General features: G+C 64.5%; 18 protein-coding genes and 1 tRNA gene. 3 read left to right on the forward strand and 16 right to left on the reverse strand.

The features are described from left to right. Positions 1 to 17: 17 nt before the first annotated feature. The 4 genes from ispG to DY926_RS05655 form a co-directional block, all read right to left on the reverse strand. Complete coding sequence (ispG, locus tag DY926_RS05640; RefSeq protein ID WP_116702465.1) at positions 18 to 1,178, reverse strand: flavodoxin-dependent (E)-4-hydroxy-3-methylbut-2-enyl-diphosphate synthase; 1,161 nt, start codon at positions 1,176 to 1,178, stop codon at positions 18 to 20. Positions 1,179 to 1,307: 129 nt separating this feature from the next. Then, positions 1,308 to 2,396: a helix-turn-helix domain-containing protein gene (locus tag DY926_RS05645; protein ID WP_116702466.1), complete on the reverse strand. Its 1,089-nt coding sequence runs from the start codon at positions 2,394 to 2,396 to the stop codon at positions 1,308 to 1,310. Beyond that, entirely contained in the window at positions 2,393 to 3,442 is a 1,050-nt protein-coding gene (locus DY926_RS05650; RefSeq protein WP_408886033.1) for an NAD(P)H-dependent flavin oxidoreductase, read from the reverse strand. Before DY926_RS05650 ends, DY926_RS05645 begins: the two co-directional genes overlap by 4 nt. Before the next feature lie 47 nt (positions 3,443 to 3,489). Continuing rightward, entirely contained in the window at positions 3,490 to 4,743 is a 1,254-nt protein-coding gene (locus tag DY926_RS05655) for an aspartate kinase (RefSeq protein WP_116702468.1), read from the reverse strand. A gap of 156 nt (positions 4,744 to 4,899) precedes the next feature. On the opposite strand from DY926_RS05655, the gene ubiG reads away from it, so the two are divergent. Further along, positions 4,900 to 5,649, forward strand: a complete 750-nt coding sequence (gene ubiG / locus DY926_RS05660) for a bifunctional 2-polyprenyl-6-hydroxyphenol methylase/3-demethylubiquinol 3-O-methyltransferase UbiG (RefSeq protein WP_116702469.1) — start codon at positions 4,900 to 4,902, stop codon at positions 5,647 to 5,649. A gap of 92 nt (positions 5,650 to 5,741) precedes the next feature. On the opposite strand, the gene DY926_RS05665 is transcribed toward ubiG, so the two are convergent. From DY926_RS05665 to DY926_RS05685, 5 genes are all read right to left on the reverse strand, one after another. Further along, positions 5,742 to 6,971, reverse strand: a complete 1,230-nt coding sequence (locus DY926_RS05665) for a lactonase family protein (RefSeq protein WP_116702470.1) — start codon at positions 6,969 to 6,971, stop codon at positions 5,742 to 5,744. Positions 6,972 to 7,029: 58 nt separating this feature from the next. Then, on the reverse strand, positions 7,030 to 7,557 hold the full coding sequence (locus DY926_RS05670) for a DUF2147 domain-containing protein (protein ID WP_116702471.1): 528 nt from the start codon (positions 7,555 to 7,557) through the stop codon (positions 7,030 to 7,032). A gap of 69 nt (positions 7,558 to 7,626) precedes the next feature. Beyond that, positions 7,627 to 8,088 (reverse strand): DUF1178 family protein, encoded by a 462-nt coding sequence (locus tag DY926_RS05675; RefSeq protein WP_116702472.1) that lies wholly within the window; start codon positions 8,086 to 8,088, stop codon positions 7,627 to 7,629. A 20-nt stretch (positions 8,089 to 8,108) separates the two neighbouring features. Further along, on the reverse strand, positions 8,109 to 8,369 hold the full coding sequence (gene grxC, locus DY926_RS05680; RefSeq protein ID WP_116702473.1) for a glutaredoxin 3: 261 nt from the start codon (positions 8,367 to 8,369) through the stop codon (positions 8,109 to 8,111). A 70-nt stretch (positions 8,370 to 8,439) separates the two neighbouring features. Then, positions 8,440 to 9,207 (reverse strand): ComF family protein, encoded by a 768-nt coding sequence (locus tag DY926_RS05685; RefSeq protein ID WP_116702474.1) that lies wholly within the window; start codon positions 9,205 to 9,207, stop codon positions 8,440 to 8,442. Positions 9,208 to 9,263: 56 nt separating this feature from the next. Here DY926_RS05685 and DY926_RS05690 point away from each other — a divergent pair, with 56 nt between their 5' ends. Beyond that, a complete protein-coding gene (locus DY926_RS05690) occupies positions 9,264 to 10,133 on the forward strand; it encodes a methyltransferase domain-containing protein (RefSeq protein ID WP_116702502.1) in 870 nt (289 codons plus the stop codon). Here DY926_RS05690 and moaA read toward each other — a convergent pair. The 5 genes from moaA to DY926_RS05715 form a co-directional block, all read right to left on the reverse strand. Then, a complete protein-coding gene (gene moaA / locus DY926_RS05695) occupies positions 10,130 to 11,149 on the reverse strand; it encodes a GTP 3',8-cyclase MoaA (protein ID WP_116702503.1) in 1,020 nt (339 codons plus the stop codon). The genes DY926_RS05690 and moaA overlap by 4 nt on opposite strands. A gap of 10 nt (positions 11,150 to 11,159) precedes the next feature. Continuing rightward, a complete protein-coding gene (locus DY926_RS05700) occupies positions 11,160 to 11,381 on the reverse strand; it encodes a DUF3553 domain-containing protein (protein WP_116702475.1) in 222 nt (73 codons plus the stop codon). Between the two features lie 100 nt (positions 11,382 to 11,481). After that, positions 11,482 to 12,891, reverse strand: coding sequence for a phosphoglucomutase/phosphomannomutase PgmG (gene pgmG, locus DY926_RS05705; protein WP_116702476.1), 1,410 nt, complete (start codon positions 12,889 to 12,891; stop codon positions 11,482 to 11,484). Continuing rightward, positions 12,888 to 13,757 carry a UTP--glucose-1-phosphate uridylyltransferase GalU gene (gene galU / locus DY926_RS05710; RefSeq protein WP_116702477.1) on the reverse strand — a complete coding sequence of 290 codons (870 nt, stop codon included), beginning with the start codon at positions 13,755 to 13,757 and terminating at the stop codon, positions 12,888 to 12,890. Before galU ends, pgmG begins: the two co-directional genes overlap by 4 nt. Positions 13,758 to 14,203: 446 nt before the next feature. Continuing rightward, positions 14,204 to 14,289, reverse strand: a tRNA-Leu gene (locus tag DY926_RS05715). 60 nt (positions 14,290 to 14,349) lie between these two features. On the opposite strand from DY926_RS05715, the gene lipB reads away from it, so the two are divergent. Continuing rightward, positions 14,350 to 15,042, forward strand: coding sequence for a lipoyl(octanoyl) transferase LipB (gene lipB, locus DY926_RS05720; RefSeq protein ID WP_116702478.1), 693 nt, complete (start codon positions 14,350 to 14,352; stop codon positions 15,040 to 15,042). A gap of 19 nt (positions 15,043 to 15,061) precedes the next feature. Here the strand turns inward: lipB and DY926_RS05725 are convergent, their stop codons facing one another. Continuing rightward, entirely contained in the window at positions 15,062 to 15,688 is a 627-nt protein-coding gene (locus DY926_RS05725; RefSeq protein ID WP_116702479.1) for a LolA family protein, read from the reverse strand. Next, a complete protein-coding gene (locus DY926_RS05730) occupies positions 15,685 to 15,999 on the reverse strand; it encodes a BolA family protein (protein WP_116702504.1) in 315 nt (104 codons plus the stop codon). The genes DY926_RS05725 and DY926_RS05730 overlap by 4 nt, the downstream gene beginning before the upstream one ends. Between the last annotated feature and the right edge of the window lie 5 nt (positions 16,000 to 16,004).

The following is a 16,004-nucleotide window of genomic DNA, read 5'->3' on the forward strand; positions in this document are numbered from 1 at the left end:
GTCGCGCGCCGCATGGCTCAGTCCGCGGGGGACATGGTGGCCTCACGGGCCATTTCTTCCGCCGGGGTGTTGGTTGCGTCTTCCGCCTGAAGTTCGGCGGCCTTCTTTTCCACCAGATCGACGATATGCTCGATCATGTCGCCTGCCGGCATGGTGTGGTCCTGCCGCCCGGCGGAATAGACCATGTGGCGGCCGGAGCCACCGCCGGTTACGCCAATATCGGTCATCAGCGCCTCACCGGGGCCATTGACCACGCAGCCGATGATGGAAAGGGTCAGCGGCGTCTTGATATGGGCCAGCCGGTCTTCCAGCGTCTGCACGGTCTGGATCACGTTGAAGCCCTGACGCGCGCAGGACGGGCAGGAAATGATCTTAACACCACGGTGGCGCAGGCCCAGTGACTTCAGGATGTCCCAGCCGACCAGCACTTCCTCTTCCGGCTCGGCCGAAAGCGAGACACGCATGGTGTCACCCACGCCCGCCCACAGCAGGTTGCCAAGCCCGATGGAGGACTTGACCGTGCCCGCGCGCTTGCTGCCAGCCTCGGTAATGCCGATATGCAGCGGATGGTCGCATACATCGGCAAGCTGCTGGTAGGCCGCGACCGCAAGGAACACGTCCGACGCCTTCACGCTGATCTTGAATTCATGGAAGTCATGATCTTCAAGGATCTTGGCGTGTTCCAGCGCGCTTTCCACCAGCGCGTCGGGGTTGGGTTCGCCGTATTTCTCAAGCAGGTGCTTTTCCAGCGAACCGGCGTTCACGCCAATGCGGATGGAGCAGTTATGGTCCTTCGCCGCATTGACGACCTCGCGCACACGCTCGGCGCTGCCGATGTTGCCGGGGTTGATGCGCAGGCACGCGGCCCCGGCCTTCGCGGCCTCGATGGCGCGTTTGTAGTGGAAGTGGATGTCAGCCACGATGGGGACATTCACCTCACGCACGATTTCGGCCAGTGCCGCCGTGCTTTCCTCATCGGGGCAGGACACGCGCACGATGTCCACGCCCGCCAGTTCCGCGCGGCGGATCTGGGCGATCGTGGCCTCGGCGTCGGTTGTCAGCGTGTTGGTCATGGTCTGGACCGAAACCGGGGCATCCCCCCCGACCGGCACATTGCCGACATGGATCTGCCGCGACTTGCGGCGTTCGATGTGCTGATAAGGACGATAGCTGCTCATTCTGTGCCCTCCAGATAAGGCGGCGGTTTCGGCTCCGGCCCGCTATGGCGGGGCGCGGCGTGGTCCGGGGTCTGTAACATGCCGTTTTTGGCATGCGCCCCGGAGTGGACCATGCCAGAGAAGACCATTCTACTCCGGATCAACATGCGGCGGGAGGGGCGATGGCGGATTATTGCCATTTCCCGTTACGGGTGGCGCAACCGGCACAGCCTGCGCACGCAGGACGGACCCATCCGCCACTGCCTGCGGGGTCAGCACGATGTTGCGCCTGACTTCCCCGTTCCGCCCCAGTGGCTGTGTTGTAACCCCTGCGGCGGAAAGTGTCAGCCCACCCGCGTTGCCAACTGTCAGTTCAAGTCCGGACAGGCCCTGTGGTGTCTGCCATGTCTCACCGGGCTGGAGGACATGGTCATAGAGCACCGGGCCGCCGGGCTTGCGCACCTGCACCCATGTCGGGGCGGTCGCGCTCAGGGTAATGCTGTCCGTGGGGGCGGGCGTCGGCTCCGGCACCTGCGCGGGAACGGGATCACCCCCCATCTTTTCCAGTTGGGGCGCGGGCGTGGGAGCCAGCGGGACCGGTGCGGGCGCCGTGGCCGGGGGTGTGGCGGGCGTGCCGGTCAGGGCCTCGCGTTCCTGCGGTGGCAGGGGCTGCGGCGGGGGCACCGGCTGTTCATCGGCCGGCGGCAGGACGGATGCCACCTGCGGCGATGCCGTCGTGGCCGAGGAAAGTCCCGGCAGCGTCAGCCGGGCTGGCGCATCATGGTTGACATCGGGCGATCCGGTCAGCCGGTACCAGCCCGCATAGGCGCCCACCAGAATGACGATGCCGCATAACAGCAGCACGCCCGTCGGCAGCCCGCGATCGGGCAGCGGCACGGGAAAGGAGAGTTCGGCGCGGCGGGTGAACGCACCACGGCTTTCGGCCTTGAAGCGTTCGACAAGCGGTTCGGGATTCAGGCCAAGGGCCTTGGCGTACGTGCGCAGGAAACCCACGGCATAGGCGCTGCCGGGTAGCTCACCGGGGCGACCACCCTCCAGCGCTTCCAGATAGGACAGGCGGATGCGCAGCCAGGCCGCGACATCAGGCAGTTTCCAGCCCATTTCCTCCCGCTTCGCGCGCAGTTCGTCACCAACCGATGAAGGCGCTGCCTTCCCGGCTTCGGGTGTTGCGTCTGGCGTCGCGGGGGTGGATCGGAACATGCGCTTGCCGTCGCTCATCCGTGGCGTGCCCTCTCCTCCTGCCGGATCAGGGCGTCAATGGCCTGATCGACCAGTTCCCTGATGATTTCGGCAACCGGCTGCTCAGCCGTAATCATGCCGACCGACTGGCCCGCCATGACCGAACCGTTTTCCACATCGCCTTCAATCACCGCGCGGCGCAGGGAACCGGCCCAGAAGTGCTCGATGTCAAGCTGTGCGGCTTCCTTGGTCAGTTTCCCGGCCTGGAAGCGGCGTAGCGTCTCGGCCTGATGCTGGAGGAAGTTGCGCGTACCCGCATTGTTCAGCCCGCGCACGGGAATGACGGGAAAACGCTCGTCAAGCTGGACGGATGTTACTGCGTCACGTGCGTTGGCGCGGATGAACGCCTTCTTGAAGCGTTCATGAGCAATGCTCTCGCGTGATGCGGCAAAGCGCGTGCCAAGCTGCGCACCGGACGCCCCGAGTTCAAGGTAGGACAGGATCGCATCCCCCCGGCCCAGTCCGCCCGCGACAAAGATCGGCACATCATGGATATGCGGCAGGATTTCCTGCGCCAGCACGGTCAGGGAAACCGGGCCGACATGCCCGCCCGCTTCCGATCCCTCGATCACCAGCGCATCGACGCCCAGCCGGACCAGGCGCTTGGCCAGCACCAGCGCAGGCGCAAAGGCGATGACTTTCGCCCCGCCTTCCTTGATGGCGCGGATGACCGGCCCCGGCGGGATTCCGCCCGCCAGCACCACATGGGTAATGCCCGCATCCAGGCAGACGCGCACAAGGTCATCAAGCCGGGGGTGCATGGTGATCAGGTTGACGCCAAACGGGCGGCTGGTCAGGGCCTGTGTGGCAGCGATTTCCTCGGCCAGCCGTTCCGGCTCCATCGCGCCGCAGGCGAGCACGCCAAAGCCGCCCGCATTGGAAATGGCGGAGACGAGATGGCGCTCGCTGACCCACGACATGGCACCCGCCAGAATCGCGTATTCACTGCCAAGGAAGCGTGTGCCCCGGCCACACAGGTGGTCGAGCCGTGCACGGGCTTCCGCCCGGCGGGCGGGATCGGCCATGGCGGCTGTGATGTCGGATGTGCCGGGGGCTGTCATGTCAGTGCTGCTCACGCCGCATCAAGGCCATAGGCGGTATGCAGGGCGCGTACCGCAAGTTCGGTATATTCGGCGGCGATCAGCACCGAAACCTTGATTTCGCTGGTGGAGATGACCTGCACGTTGATGTTGCGTTCGGCCAGTGTGCGGAACATCGTGCTGGCAACGCCCGCGTGCGAGCGCATGCCCACGCCGACGACGCTTATCTTCACAACATCGTTATCCGTCAGCAGTTCGCCGTACTGGATGGTGGCGCGGTGCGCGTCCAGCGCCGCGATGGCGCGGGCAAGGTCGTTCTTGCTGACCGTAAACGTCATGTTGGTCATGCCGTCATCGCCCGTGCTCTGGACGATCATGTCCACATTCACGTTGGCATCCGACAGCGGGCCGAACACCGCCGCAGCGATGCCGGGGCGGTCGGGAACCCGGCGGACGGAAAGCTTGGCCTCATCCCGGGAGTAGGCAATTCCGGCGACCTGTTCCTGTTCCACGATTTCGTCCTCATCCACGACTAATGAACCGGGCAGATGCCCTTCGGCCGGTGCCGGGCCGTCATTGAAACTGGACAGCACCTGCACGCGCACGCGCTCCTTCATGGCCAGTTCCACGCTACGGGTCTGGAGCACCTTGGCCCCTACGGATGCCAGTTCCAGCATCTCCTCGTAGGTAATCCTGTGCAGCTTGCGTGCCTTGGTAACAATACGGGGGTCGGTTGTATAGATTCCGTCCACGTCCGTGTAGATGTCACAGCGATCCGCCTTCAGCGCCGCCGCCAGCGCCACGGCCGATGTATCGGACCCGCCACGCCCCAGCGTCGTGATCCGTCCATCGGGGCCGATGCCCTGAAAACCCGCGCATACCGGCACTTCGCCCGCCTGCATGCTCCTGATCAGCGCCGTGCCGTCAATGGATTCGATGCGGGCCTTGCCATGCGCATCGTCCGTGCGCAGCGGGATCTGCCAGCCCAGCCACGACCGGGCTTTGATGCCCAGGTTCTGCAGCGCGATCGCCAGCAGGCCGCTGGTGACCTGCTCGCCAGTGGCAACGACGGTGTCGTATTCACGTTCATCATGCCGGGGGGAAAGATCGCGGCAATAGCCGACAAGGCGGTTCGTGACACCGGACATGGCGGAGACGACCACGGCGACCTCGCACCCCGCCTCGACCTGTTTCCGGACTTTTTCCGCCACGGCCCGAATCCGGTCAAGATCAGCGACGGAAGTGCCGCCGAATTTCATCACGATCCGCGGTACGGTAGGGGACATCGGAATAACGGCTCCATCCTGCTCAGGCTACATCCTGTCCCGAACGTGGGCCTGCTGGCCGATCCGGGGCATTGCGGTTATGCGCAAGCCGCGTCACATACAACCCCCCAGCTTCCGCGTCCAGCGGGAGAAAGCCAAATGAAAGGCGGTGCACTCATGCAGCATCACGATTCGCCCGTTCTGGCGGCAGATTCGGTCGCCCCGGACGAGATCGCCCATTTCAGCGATCTGGCCAGCCGGTGGTGGGACCCGGTAGGCCCGATGCGCCCCCTGCACGCCATGAATGACCTGCGCACGGACTGGAGCCTGCGCCACATGCCAGCCCCCCTCGGGCCGGACGGCACGCGCCGCACGCTGCTTGATATCGGCTGTGGCGCCGGCCTGGCGAGCGAGGCTTTTGCCCGCGCCGGATTTGACGTGACCGGGCTTGATGCCTCCCAGGCGGCGATTACGGCGGGCAGGCTGCACCTGCGCCAGCATGCCCTGCCCGCAACCGCCGGGCCGCTGGTCTATCGCTGTGGCAGTGCCGAGGAACTGGTGGCGGAACATGCGCGCTTTGACGCGATTTCCGCGCTGGAGGTGATCGAGCATGTGACCGACCCCGCGGCATTCCTGCGCATGCTGGGCAGCATGCTGCGCCCCGGCGGGGTGATGGTGGTCTCGACCATGAACCGTACATGGCGCTCCATGGCCATGGCCAAGATCGGGGCGGAATACGTGCTGCGCCTGCTGCCCGTCGGCACGCATGACTGGCGCAAGTTCATCACGCCTGCCGAGCTGGGGCAGTACGCCGCCCGCTCCGGCCTGCGCATTACCGATGTGGCCGGAATGGTGCCCGGGCTGGGTGGCTGGCGGGAGAGCCGCGACATGGCGGTGAACTACATCGCGGCGCTTGTGCGTGATTGATCCGGGTGCGTGACTGACCGGGGGCGTCGGCCCCTTCCCTGACTGTCCCGTTCCCGCGCCTGTCCATTTACAGACGCGGGAACGGGTGCGCGTCAGATCGTGTTCATGAACGCGAAGGTGGTCGGGCTGCCCACGGGGGTGAAATTCCATGTGAAGTCGAGCACGCCGGTCTGGGCATTGACCCGGAAGGACGTGACCGAATCGCTGCGCTGGTTGGCGCAGAACAGGAAATTGCCGCTGGGGTCGAACATCATCGAACGCCCGTAATCGGCATGCATCCAGATTTCGTCCACCAGGTTGAGCGTGCCGTCGTCATTGACGTGGAAGCTCGCCAGCGAATCACCCAGCCGGTTCGAGACGTACAGGTATTTCCCGTTGGGTGAGAGCAGGATGCCCGCCGCCAGCGTGCTGCCGCGGAAATGCGGCGTGACCGTACTGACGGTCTGCTGGGGCACGATCTCGCCCGTCTGCGGGTTGAAGGTGGCGGCGACCACCTTCGAATCCTGCTCGCCAAGGATATAGATCATCGTGCCTTTTTCATTGAAGGCGAAATGACGCGGCGCGGAGCCGGGCGTCATGTTGATGAACGGGATCTTGGCGGGGATGAGGCGGCCGGTATGGAGGTCCAGCGTCCAGACATATACCCGGTCCAGCCCGGCGTCACACGCCAGCACGAAGCGGCCTGACGGATCGGAATTGACCATGTGCACATGCGAGGATGAATGGTCACTTATGGCGAAGTTGCCCGGCGGGTTGTCGCTGGCGCGGTCGGGCATGCGCGGGCCGGTGTTGTGCACCACGTCGGTCGGGTCGCCCAGGCTGCCATCGGCATGGATGGGCAGGACGCCCACCGTGCCGCCCATGTAATTGGCCACCAGCACGTATTTGCCCGAGGCATGGACGCTCAGATGCGCAGGAATCGCACCGCCCGAACGCACGACATTGAGCTTGGTCAGCTCCCCGCTGGAGCGGTTGACGGAAAACGCGGTAACGCACCCCTCCCCGTTCGCATTGAAATCATTGATTTCGCTCAGGGCGTAGAGATGCTTGCAATCCGCCGACATGACCAGAAAGGACGGGCTTGCGATGTCCACATAGGTCATGAGTGGTGAAAGGCTGCTGGTATCGGGGTTCATTTCGAAGACCGAAATGCCCTGTCCATTGCCTGCGCCGCCGGGTGGGCCATGCTGGGTATAGCCACCGATATAGCAGATGATGCGGGGCTTGGCCGGAGCTTCGGCCATGGCCCGCCGGGACAGGACGGGCAGGCCGGAGGCAGCCAGCGCCGTGGTGAACATGCGGCGCGAAATATTGCAGCTCATGGAAAAAAGGCGATCCCAGTCAGTTAAAGCCAGTCGGGTAAAAAATCTTGGCGGGCCGTCAGGGCAGCTTGCACGCGGGGCCAATCGTGCCAGTATAGCGGGTCCAGGTCTCGGTTTCACCAAATAAAGGAACAGCCACGAAACCGCGCAGTTTCAGGTCGCCCGACTGGGATACCCATATCTTGGCGTGATAGACATGGCCGTTATCGGGGTCGGTCACGCGCCCGTTCCAGTGTCCCGGCGAATCGGGGTCCGGCGTGAACCCGTTCAGCATGGGCAGGTTGCATTCCGGCTCGCCCCGCTTGTCGCGCGGCATTTCGGTCGTGTAGCGCAGCCCGGCCAGCCGTCCGCACAACTGCTGCCCGCAGTGGCTGATCTCGAACACGCCGTCATGGTCCTTGGTCATCCACAGCCCGATCACGTCGGGCTGCGACCCGGGGGTATGGCTCTGGGCATGGGCGGCCGAAGCACCCGTGCCCCAAGCCATCGCCATGGCGCACAGCATGACAGCGGCCCGCGCCGCCCTGCGTGGCGCAAAGCGGCTTTCGCGCCCTGGTGCACCGTTGTTCCTTTTGCTGTCCTGCATCTCAAATCGCTCCCCGAGACGGCGCGTGGCCCGGCGGCTGTCCGCGCCGTGTACGCCTGCGTGTTCTCTCTAGCTGTCGGCCCGGCGGACCCACGGTATGGAATGGACTTCCACCCCTTCCTCATCCAGTTCGGCATGCTCCTGTTCCGTCATGCTGCCATAAATGGCGCGGGCCTCCTTCTCCCCACGATGCATGCCCAGGGCTTCACTGGCGAAACGGTCGCCCACATCATCACAATGTTTCTCAACCGTCTCACGCATTTTCTGTAACAGAGCGATCACGGCATCTGGCACTCCCGCAGGCGCATGGCCGGGTGGCGTGACAGGCGGTGGCGGGGGAGATTCGGCGGCGGGCGCAGGTGCGCCGCCGGTATGGACCGCAGGGGCCATGAGCGCGCGCATGACATTGCTGCTGCCACATTGCGGGCAGGACAGCAGGTTGTTTTCGGCCTGGCGCTCGAACGCCCCGCTGCCGGGAAACCAGCCTTCGAATTCGTGGCCTGCGTCACAGCGTAGCTGATACCGGATCATGCCCTCTCCGCGTGTTGCACTCAGTCCTTGCCCAGCAGGGTGTCAAGCCTGCCGGCGCGTTCCAGCGCCATCAGGTCGTCGCAGCCGCCAATGGGCGTGTTGTCAATGAAGATCTGCGGCACGGTGGTGCGGCCACCGGAGCGGCTGGTGGATTCCGCGCGTTCCGGGGTGCCATGCGGGGCGTTGATCTCATTGAAGGGCACGCCCTTCTGTGTCAGCAGGCGTACTGCGCGGATGCAGTAGGGGCAGCCGGGCTGGGTATAGATGTCGATGGCGGGCATGGAACCTTCACTTGGCTGGTGGTCTGTCCGTTTCAACTTGCGTGCAACGGTGTGTTGCGCCCAGCTTACCCTATTGTTGTTCCTGCTGGCCACAGGCACGCGCCACGGCAATGACATCGACCCGCGCCGCACCTGCCGCCAGCAGGGCATGTGTGCAGGCCGACAGCGTGGCCCCGGTGGTCATGACATCATCCACCACAATGACGTTCCGCCCCGCAATGGCCCCCGCCCTGCCCGGCCTTACGCCAATCGCGCCACGCATCAGGGCCTGCCGCCGCGCTCGCCCCGCGCTTTCCAGCGGCGGGGTGGCGCGTGGGCGCTCCAATGCGTCGGGCAGCACGTCCGCCCCCGTCATCCGCCCCAGCGCGCGCGCCAGTAGGGCCGCCTGGTTGTAGCGCCGGGTAAACAGCCGCCGCCGGTGCAGCGGCACGGGCACCAGCAGGGGGGCATCCCCCATCACATCCGCCGCCGCAATGGCCAGGTAACGTGCCAGCAGCCGTACATTTTCCGTCCTGTCGGCATATTTCAGCGGCAGGATCAGGCGGCGCGGCAGGTCGTCATACACCATGGCCGCCCTGCCTTCGCGCCATGGTGGCGGATCTTTGGCGCAGGAGGCGCAGGTCATGGCGGGACCGGCCGCCGCGCGGGATGTAAAGGGCTGCGCGCAGCGATGGCAGAATGGCGCGGTGATGAGCTGTAACTGCGCCACGCAGTTCCCGCACAGATGCCCCGCCCGTGTTACTGCCGCGCCGCAGCCAAGGCAGTGTGGTGGAAACAGCGTATCGAGTATCCGCTCACCGGCACGCCGCCACCATGGGGGTAAGGAATGGTGGTTCATGTGTTCACATGATCGTGGGGTTGGCAGGAATGACGCGCGCGGGCACACCGGCAGGCATGAGCATGGACGTGCCACAGATATTCGACCGCAGGACAGTGCGCCTGCACCGCGACCGGGCCGTGCCGGATCTTGATCAGGTCCAGCCCGTGCTGGAGGAGGCCGCCACCCGCCTGCTTGACCGGCTGGATGATGTGACGCGTGTTTTCAGCACCGCGCTGGATATTGGCGGGCGAGGCGTGGTGGCCCCGGCACTGCGCGCACGCGGCATCGACACCGTGGCGGCCGATCTGTCGCCACGCATCTGCGCGCGTGACGCGGGGCCTGCCGTCTGCATGGATGGGGAATGGCTGCCCTTCGCCCCCCACAGTTTTGACCTTGTGGTGGCCTGCCTGTCGCTGCACTGGGTCAATGACCTGCCGGGGCTGCTGGCGCAGGTAAGGCGCGTGCTGGTGCCCGATGGCCTGTTCCTGGCCTGCATGCCGGTACTGCCGACACTGGGCGGGCTGCGCCATGCGCTGATGGAGGCCGAGATGGCCAGCCGTGGCGGGGTTTCGCCGCGTGTCTCGCCCTTTCCGGGGTTGCGGGACTGCGCATCCCTGCTGCAGCGCGCGGGGTTTGCGCTGCCGGTGGCGGATGGGGATGTGATCCATCTGTCCTACCAGACCCCGATGGGCCTGCTGTCCGACCTGCGCCATGCGGGCGAGACGAACGCATTGTGCCAGCGCACGCGGGCCATGACATCCCCCGCCCTGCTGGCTGACGCCATGGCCCGCCTGCCCCGTGGCGTGGATGGTGACATTGCGCAGGACCTGCATATCGCCATCATGACCGGATGGTCCCCTGCCCCCACCCAGCCACAACCGCTGCGACCGGGGCAGTTTGATGTCAGTCTGGAAGATGCGCTGCGGGACGGGCGGCAGACCTAGCCGCCCGTAACATTCATGTGCCGGGTTACGCGGGCGGGATCATCCGCGCTGCGCCCGATCAGGAAATCATGCCCGCGTGGCTTGCGCAGGATGGCGGCGCGCACATGCTCCATCATGGCCCGGTCATCCGCCCCATCACGCAGGGGCGCGCGCAGGTCGGTCGCCCCCTCATGCCCCAGACAGGTGTAAAGCCTGCCCGTGCAGGACAGGCGCACGCGGTTGCAGCTTTCACAGAAATTATGGGTCATGGGTGTGATGAAGCCGATCCGGCGTCCGGTCTCGGCAATGCGGGCATAACGCGCGGGGCCGCCGGTGCGGAAGTCGATCGGCTCCAGCGTCCAGCGCTGCGACAGGTCGCGGCGTACATCCATGAGCGGCAGGTAGCGGTCGGTCCTGTCCTCGCCCGTCTCGCCCATGGGCATGGTCTCGATCAGGCACAGGTCGGCGCCGATCTCGCCACACCATGCGATCATGGTATCGAATTCGTCGTCATTAAGCCCGGCCATGGCGACCGTGTTGATGCGTATGGCCAGGCCGGCCTGCCTTGCCGCGCGGATACCCTCAAGCGTGCGGGTCAGATTGCCGCGCCGCGTAATGCGTGAAAACCGGGCAGGATCGAGCGAATCAAGGCTGACATTGATGCGGCGGACACCGCATGCACGCAGTTCATCAGCGAATTCGGCCAGCCTGCTCCCGTTCGTGGTCAGGGTCAGTTCATCCAGGCCCGCCTGCCCGTCGGGGCGGTTGAGCCAGCCGCCCATGGCGCGGAAAAACGACATGACATCGCGCCGGACCAGCGGCTCACCGCCCGTAACCCGCAGGCGGCGCACGCCGTGCCCGATGAACGCGGCGCATAGCCGTTCAAGTTCATCAAAGGACAGGATTTCCGCCTTGGGCAGGAAGGTCATCTCTTCCGCCATGCAGTAGATACAGCGCATGTCGCAGCGGTCTGTCACCGATACGCGCAGGTAGGTCAGCAGGCGGCCGTAGGAATCGGGCAGCGGGGCGTGGTGCATGGCCATCAACCTATGACAGCACGGTCAGTTGCACGACCGTGGCGTCAACCAGCACCTTGCCCGCATGGGTGAACGTGACCGTAACCCGCTCGCCTATGGCGGACTGCACCTGTCCCTCCCCCCATTCCGGGTGGTCGGGGTGGCGGACAAGTTGCCCCGGCACAAGAAAGGAACGAAAGGGAAGAGTCGCCATTATGCTGCGATGGTCCTGCATTGTGGTCCTGTCGGGCATATCGGACCGGAGGTGGATTTATTAAACCCCCCTGCCATCTATTCAACAAAAAAACAGCGTGGAAGCGGAGCAGCCCCGGCAATCTGGCATGCGGTGCCGTTCAGGCACCCGATGCTGCAGCCGTGAAATCGGGCGCGCGTACACCTGATTGCGCAAGCTGCGTGCCAAGTTCTGCCTTCAGCCGTTCCAGCCCGGCATGGGTTTCCGCCTCCACCCGCGCCACAAGCACCGCCTGCGTGTTGGAGGCGCGTAGCAGCCACCAGCCATTGGGCGTAGTGACACGCACCCCGTCGATGCAGGAGACCGAAGCCCCGCTTTTTTCCAGCCGGGCCGCGACTTCGGCAATCACGTCAAACTTGCGGGCTTCGGCACATTCAAAACGCAGTTCCGGTGTGTTGATGGTCTGGGGTAGCGCCAGCCGGACATCGGATAGCGGGCCCTTGAGGTGCGAGACGATGTCCAGCAGCCGCAGTGCTGCATAAAGCGCGTCGTCAAAGCCGTACCATTTATCGGCAAAGAAAATGTGGCCGGTCATCTCCCCGGCCAGTGGCGCGCCGGTTTCCGCCATTTTTGCCTTGATAAGCGAATGGCCCGTCTTCCACATGAGCGGCCTGCCGCCCGCGCGGTCGATCTCGTCAAACAGGGTCTGGCTGGCCTTGATGTCCGCAATCACGGTCGCGCCCGGGTGGTCGCGCAGCACGTCGCGCGCCAGTACGACCAGCAACTGGTCCCCCCACAGGATACCGCCCGTATTGTCCACCACGCCAATGCGGTCGGCATCCCCGTCAAAGGCGATGCCCAGATCAGCCCCGTCCGCACGCACGGCTGCGATAAGCTGTTGCAGATTTTTAGCTACGGTCGGGTCGGGATGGTGGGCGGGAAAGCTGCCATCAATGCGCGCATTGAGCACGTGGTGACGACCGGGTAGCCGTTTTACCAGTAGCGAGATGACGTCTCCCGCCGCGCCATTGCCGTTATCCCACACCACGTTGAGCGGGCGGCCCGTTCCGTCAATATCGCGCAGCAGGCGGTCCACATAGGCGGGGCGGATGTCCGCATCGCGCACGGTGCCGACTGTTTCCGCCACCACGTCACCGCTGGCGGCCATCTGGCCCAGATGCTGGATGTCGTCGCCAAAGAATGGTCTGTTGGCCAGCAGCAGCTTGAAGCCGTTATGGTCCGGCGGGTTGTGGCTGCCCGTGACCATGATCGCGCCATCCGCCTCCAGTTCGGCGGAGGCAAAATAGAGCATCGGCGTCGGGCCGCAGCCTATACGCAGCACATCCATGCCTGACGCCATGGCGCCCGCCACCAGTGCATGTTCAAGCGATGGGGATGACAGGCGTCCGTCATAACCGATGACGATGCGCCGCCCCCCTGCCCGCGCCACGATACTGCCGAAGGTACGGCCTATGGCGTAGGCGTCCTCCACCCTGAGCGTCCGGCCGACCGTGCCGCGGATGTCATATGCCCGCAGGCAGGTCGGGTCGAAGCGGTGGGTGAAGGTCATTTATACTTCTGCAGGAAACCCCGCACGTCGGCCGCCAGGTCGTCACGTTCCAGGGCAAAGGCGATCTGGGCCTCCAGGAAGCCGATCTTGCTGCCGCAGTCAAAGCGTCGGCCTTCGTAGCGGTAGCCATGGAACGGCACCTCGCCAATGGTCTTGGCCATGGCGTCGGTCAGCTGGATCTCGCCGCCCGCGCCCTTTTCAAGCCGGGCAAGGTATTTCAGCACATCCGCCGTCAGCACGTAGCGACCGATTACCGACAGGTTGGAGGGTGCGTCTTCCGGGGCGGGTTTTTCAACCAGTCCCTTCACCTCGACCATCTTGCCGTCATCCGAACCGATGTCGAGGATGCCGTAGCTGCTGGTCTGTTCGCGCGGCACCTCGGTTACGGCCAGCACGTTGCCACCTGTCTGGCCATAGACCTGCGCAAGCTGCGCGATGCACGAGGTCTTGCTGAGCACGATGTCATCGGGCAGCAGGATGGCGAACGGGTCGTCACCAATGAATTCACGCGCGCACCAGATGGCATGGCCCAACCCCAGCGGCTCCTGCTGGCGCACCGACATCATGGTGCCCGGCACGACGCGGGTGGCCTCCAGCGCCTTGAGGGCGGCCGTTTTGTTGCGGGCCTTCAGCGTGTCTTCAAGTTCGTGGCAGATATCGAAATAATCGATCAGGGAGTCCTTGCCCCGGCTGGAAACAAGGCAGAATTCCTCGATTCCCGCCTCGCGCGCTTCATCAATGGCATACTGGATCAGCGGGCGATCGACCACCGGAAGCATTTCCTTGGGCATCGACTTCGTCGCGGGGAGAAAGCGTGTTCCCAGACCGGCAACCGGCAATACGGCTTTTTTAAGGGGCTTAATCACTAATTATCTACCTCAACGTACGAATCAGGAACAGGCTATACGGACCATGCCAGCCGGGTGCCGGACCTCATGTTGAAAACCCGATCGTGGCATCCCGCCAGATGGCAATAAAAAATAGCGCATTTTATCATGATCATAACATGACGTCATGACCCGGTATAATTCTAGGTCACGTTTCTCATACGACGCCAGTAGCGGGACGGAGCCGACATTTTTTGTAACCTCGCCCCTGGCGCGCGGGTTGAAGGAGGGTTTGCGAAAATCCATGGTCACAAAATACTTACAACAGTGCAGTGCAAAGATAATGTGACCTTTTTATGACACCTGCCATTCCATCGCGGAAGCCTGCCGGGCAGATGTCGCGCGATTCATTGCAATGGCATGAACGCACGAACGCAGCCCCCTAAGGGCTGTTTCCGCGGTGTATCGGTTTTTTTGAAAAAAACTGGTGCGGCCAAGAAGACTCGAACTTCCACGGGGTTGCCCCCACAAGCACCTCAAGCTTGCGCGTCTACCATTCCGCCATGGCCGCAACGTGACAACGATGATCGACTGGGCGATACCGTCATGACGATGAAGGGGCGTATAACCGATGGATGACGAACGGGCAATGACTGAAAGCAAGTTTTTATGGGATCATGCGCCAGATCTGGTCCCCTACCCCGCCGCATTGGCGGAAATGGAGGCCCAGGCCCGCGGTATCCGGGCCGGTACGCACCCCGAGCGGGTATGGCTGCTGGAGCATCCGCCCACCTACACCGCCGGGACATCGGCACGGGAATCGGACCTGTTCAACCCGCGCGGCTATCCCACCTACCCGGCGGGGCGTGGCGGGCAGTGGACCTATCACGGGCCGGGGCAGCGCGTGGCCTATGTCATGCTCGACCTGATGAAGCCGCATGGCCTCTCACCCGCGCGCGACCTGCGGGCTTACGTGCATACGCTGGAGGAATGGCTGATCCGCACGCTGGCCCGCCTGGGCGTGACGGGTGAACGCCGCGCGGATCGCATTGGCGTGTGGGTGGTCGATCCGGCCACAGGGCGGGAGGAAAAGATTGCCGCCATCGGGGTGCGGGTCTCACGCTGGGTGAGCTGGCATGGAATCGCCATCAACGTGAACCCGGACCTGAGCGACTTTGGGGGAATCGTGCCCTGCGGCATCAGTGAATACGGCGTGACCAGCCTGGCCAGGCTTGGCAGGCAGGTGGACATGGCGACAGTGGACGCTGCCCTCGCCGCCACGTGGCCGGAATGTTTCGGCCCGATTCCCGGCGCGCGGGACTGAAGCCGCGCTGCCTGCTCCCTCAGTCGTCGGGGCTGAGGGTGAACATCGTGTCAGGCCAGCTCTGGCCGGTGGCCGTGGTATCCGTCAGGTCGAGGCGGATATGCTGGCGTTCCACATCGGTCATCTCGATCACCAGCAGCGACAGCCTGCCGCCGATATCTGAAAAGCCGAGGGTGAGGATGCCCTGTGACGCGCTGTCCGCGCGCGCAAGCGAAAGCTGGAGGCTGTTGGCGCCATGCTGCACCGCCGTCACCACGATCTGGCCGGACAGGTGCACCGGCTGGTCCAGCAGCAGGCCCAGCGGCTGGCGGCCAAGCGACATGCGGGTGACCGATTCGCGCCGGTGGTCCACGAACAAAAGCCGCCCGTTGGCAGCCACCAGCTTCATGGCGCCGGGCGTGGTGTAATCCAGCCGCAGGCGGCCCGGGTCATAATGCATGACGCCCTGCCCCTTGCCGCCATCGGGCCATGTCTGCACGAAACTGGCCTGCAGCCCGTGTGTGTTGTTGAGATAGGCTTCAACCCGTTCGATCTCGCCATGCTGGTCCAGCGTCTGGCGTTCGGGCACGCCCGCGCAGGCGGCCAGCAGGGTCAGCAGCCCGCCCATCATCAGCCGTCGCGTGGCGAAGGGGAAGCCGGGCTTCATGCGGCGGCGATCCGGGCCTGTTCCTCGGGCGTGCGCAGCACGAGGGAGAGCGCGTGCATGCCCCCGGCGAACTCATCCGCCAGCAGGTCATGCACGATGCGCGAGCGCTGCACGCGGTTCACGTTGGCAAAGGCGGGGCTTACAACCATCACGTTGTAATGGCTCTCGCCCGCCTGCACGCCATTGTCGCGCACATGGACGTGGTGGGCGTGGCGGGCGCTGTCATCGTGGATATGGAGTTCCACGGGGGCAAGGTGTTCGCGTATGATGCTTTCGATCCGTCCGGCCCGGCCGGTTGCGTGCTGTTTCATTGGCG

This window comes from Komagataeibacter melaceti, assembly GCF_003403295.1.
GTDB classification, from domain to species: domain Bacteria; phylum Pseudomonadota; class Alphaproteobacteria; order Acetobacterales; family Acetobacteraceae; genus Komagataeibacter; species Komagataeibacter melaceti.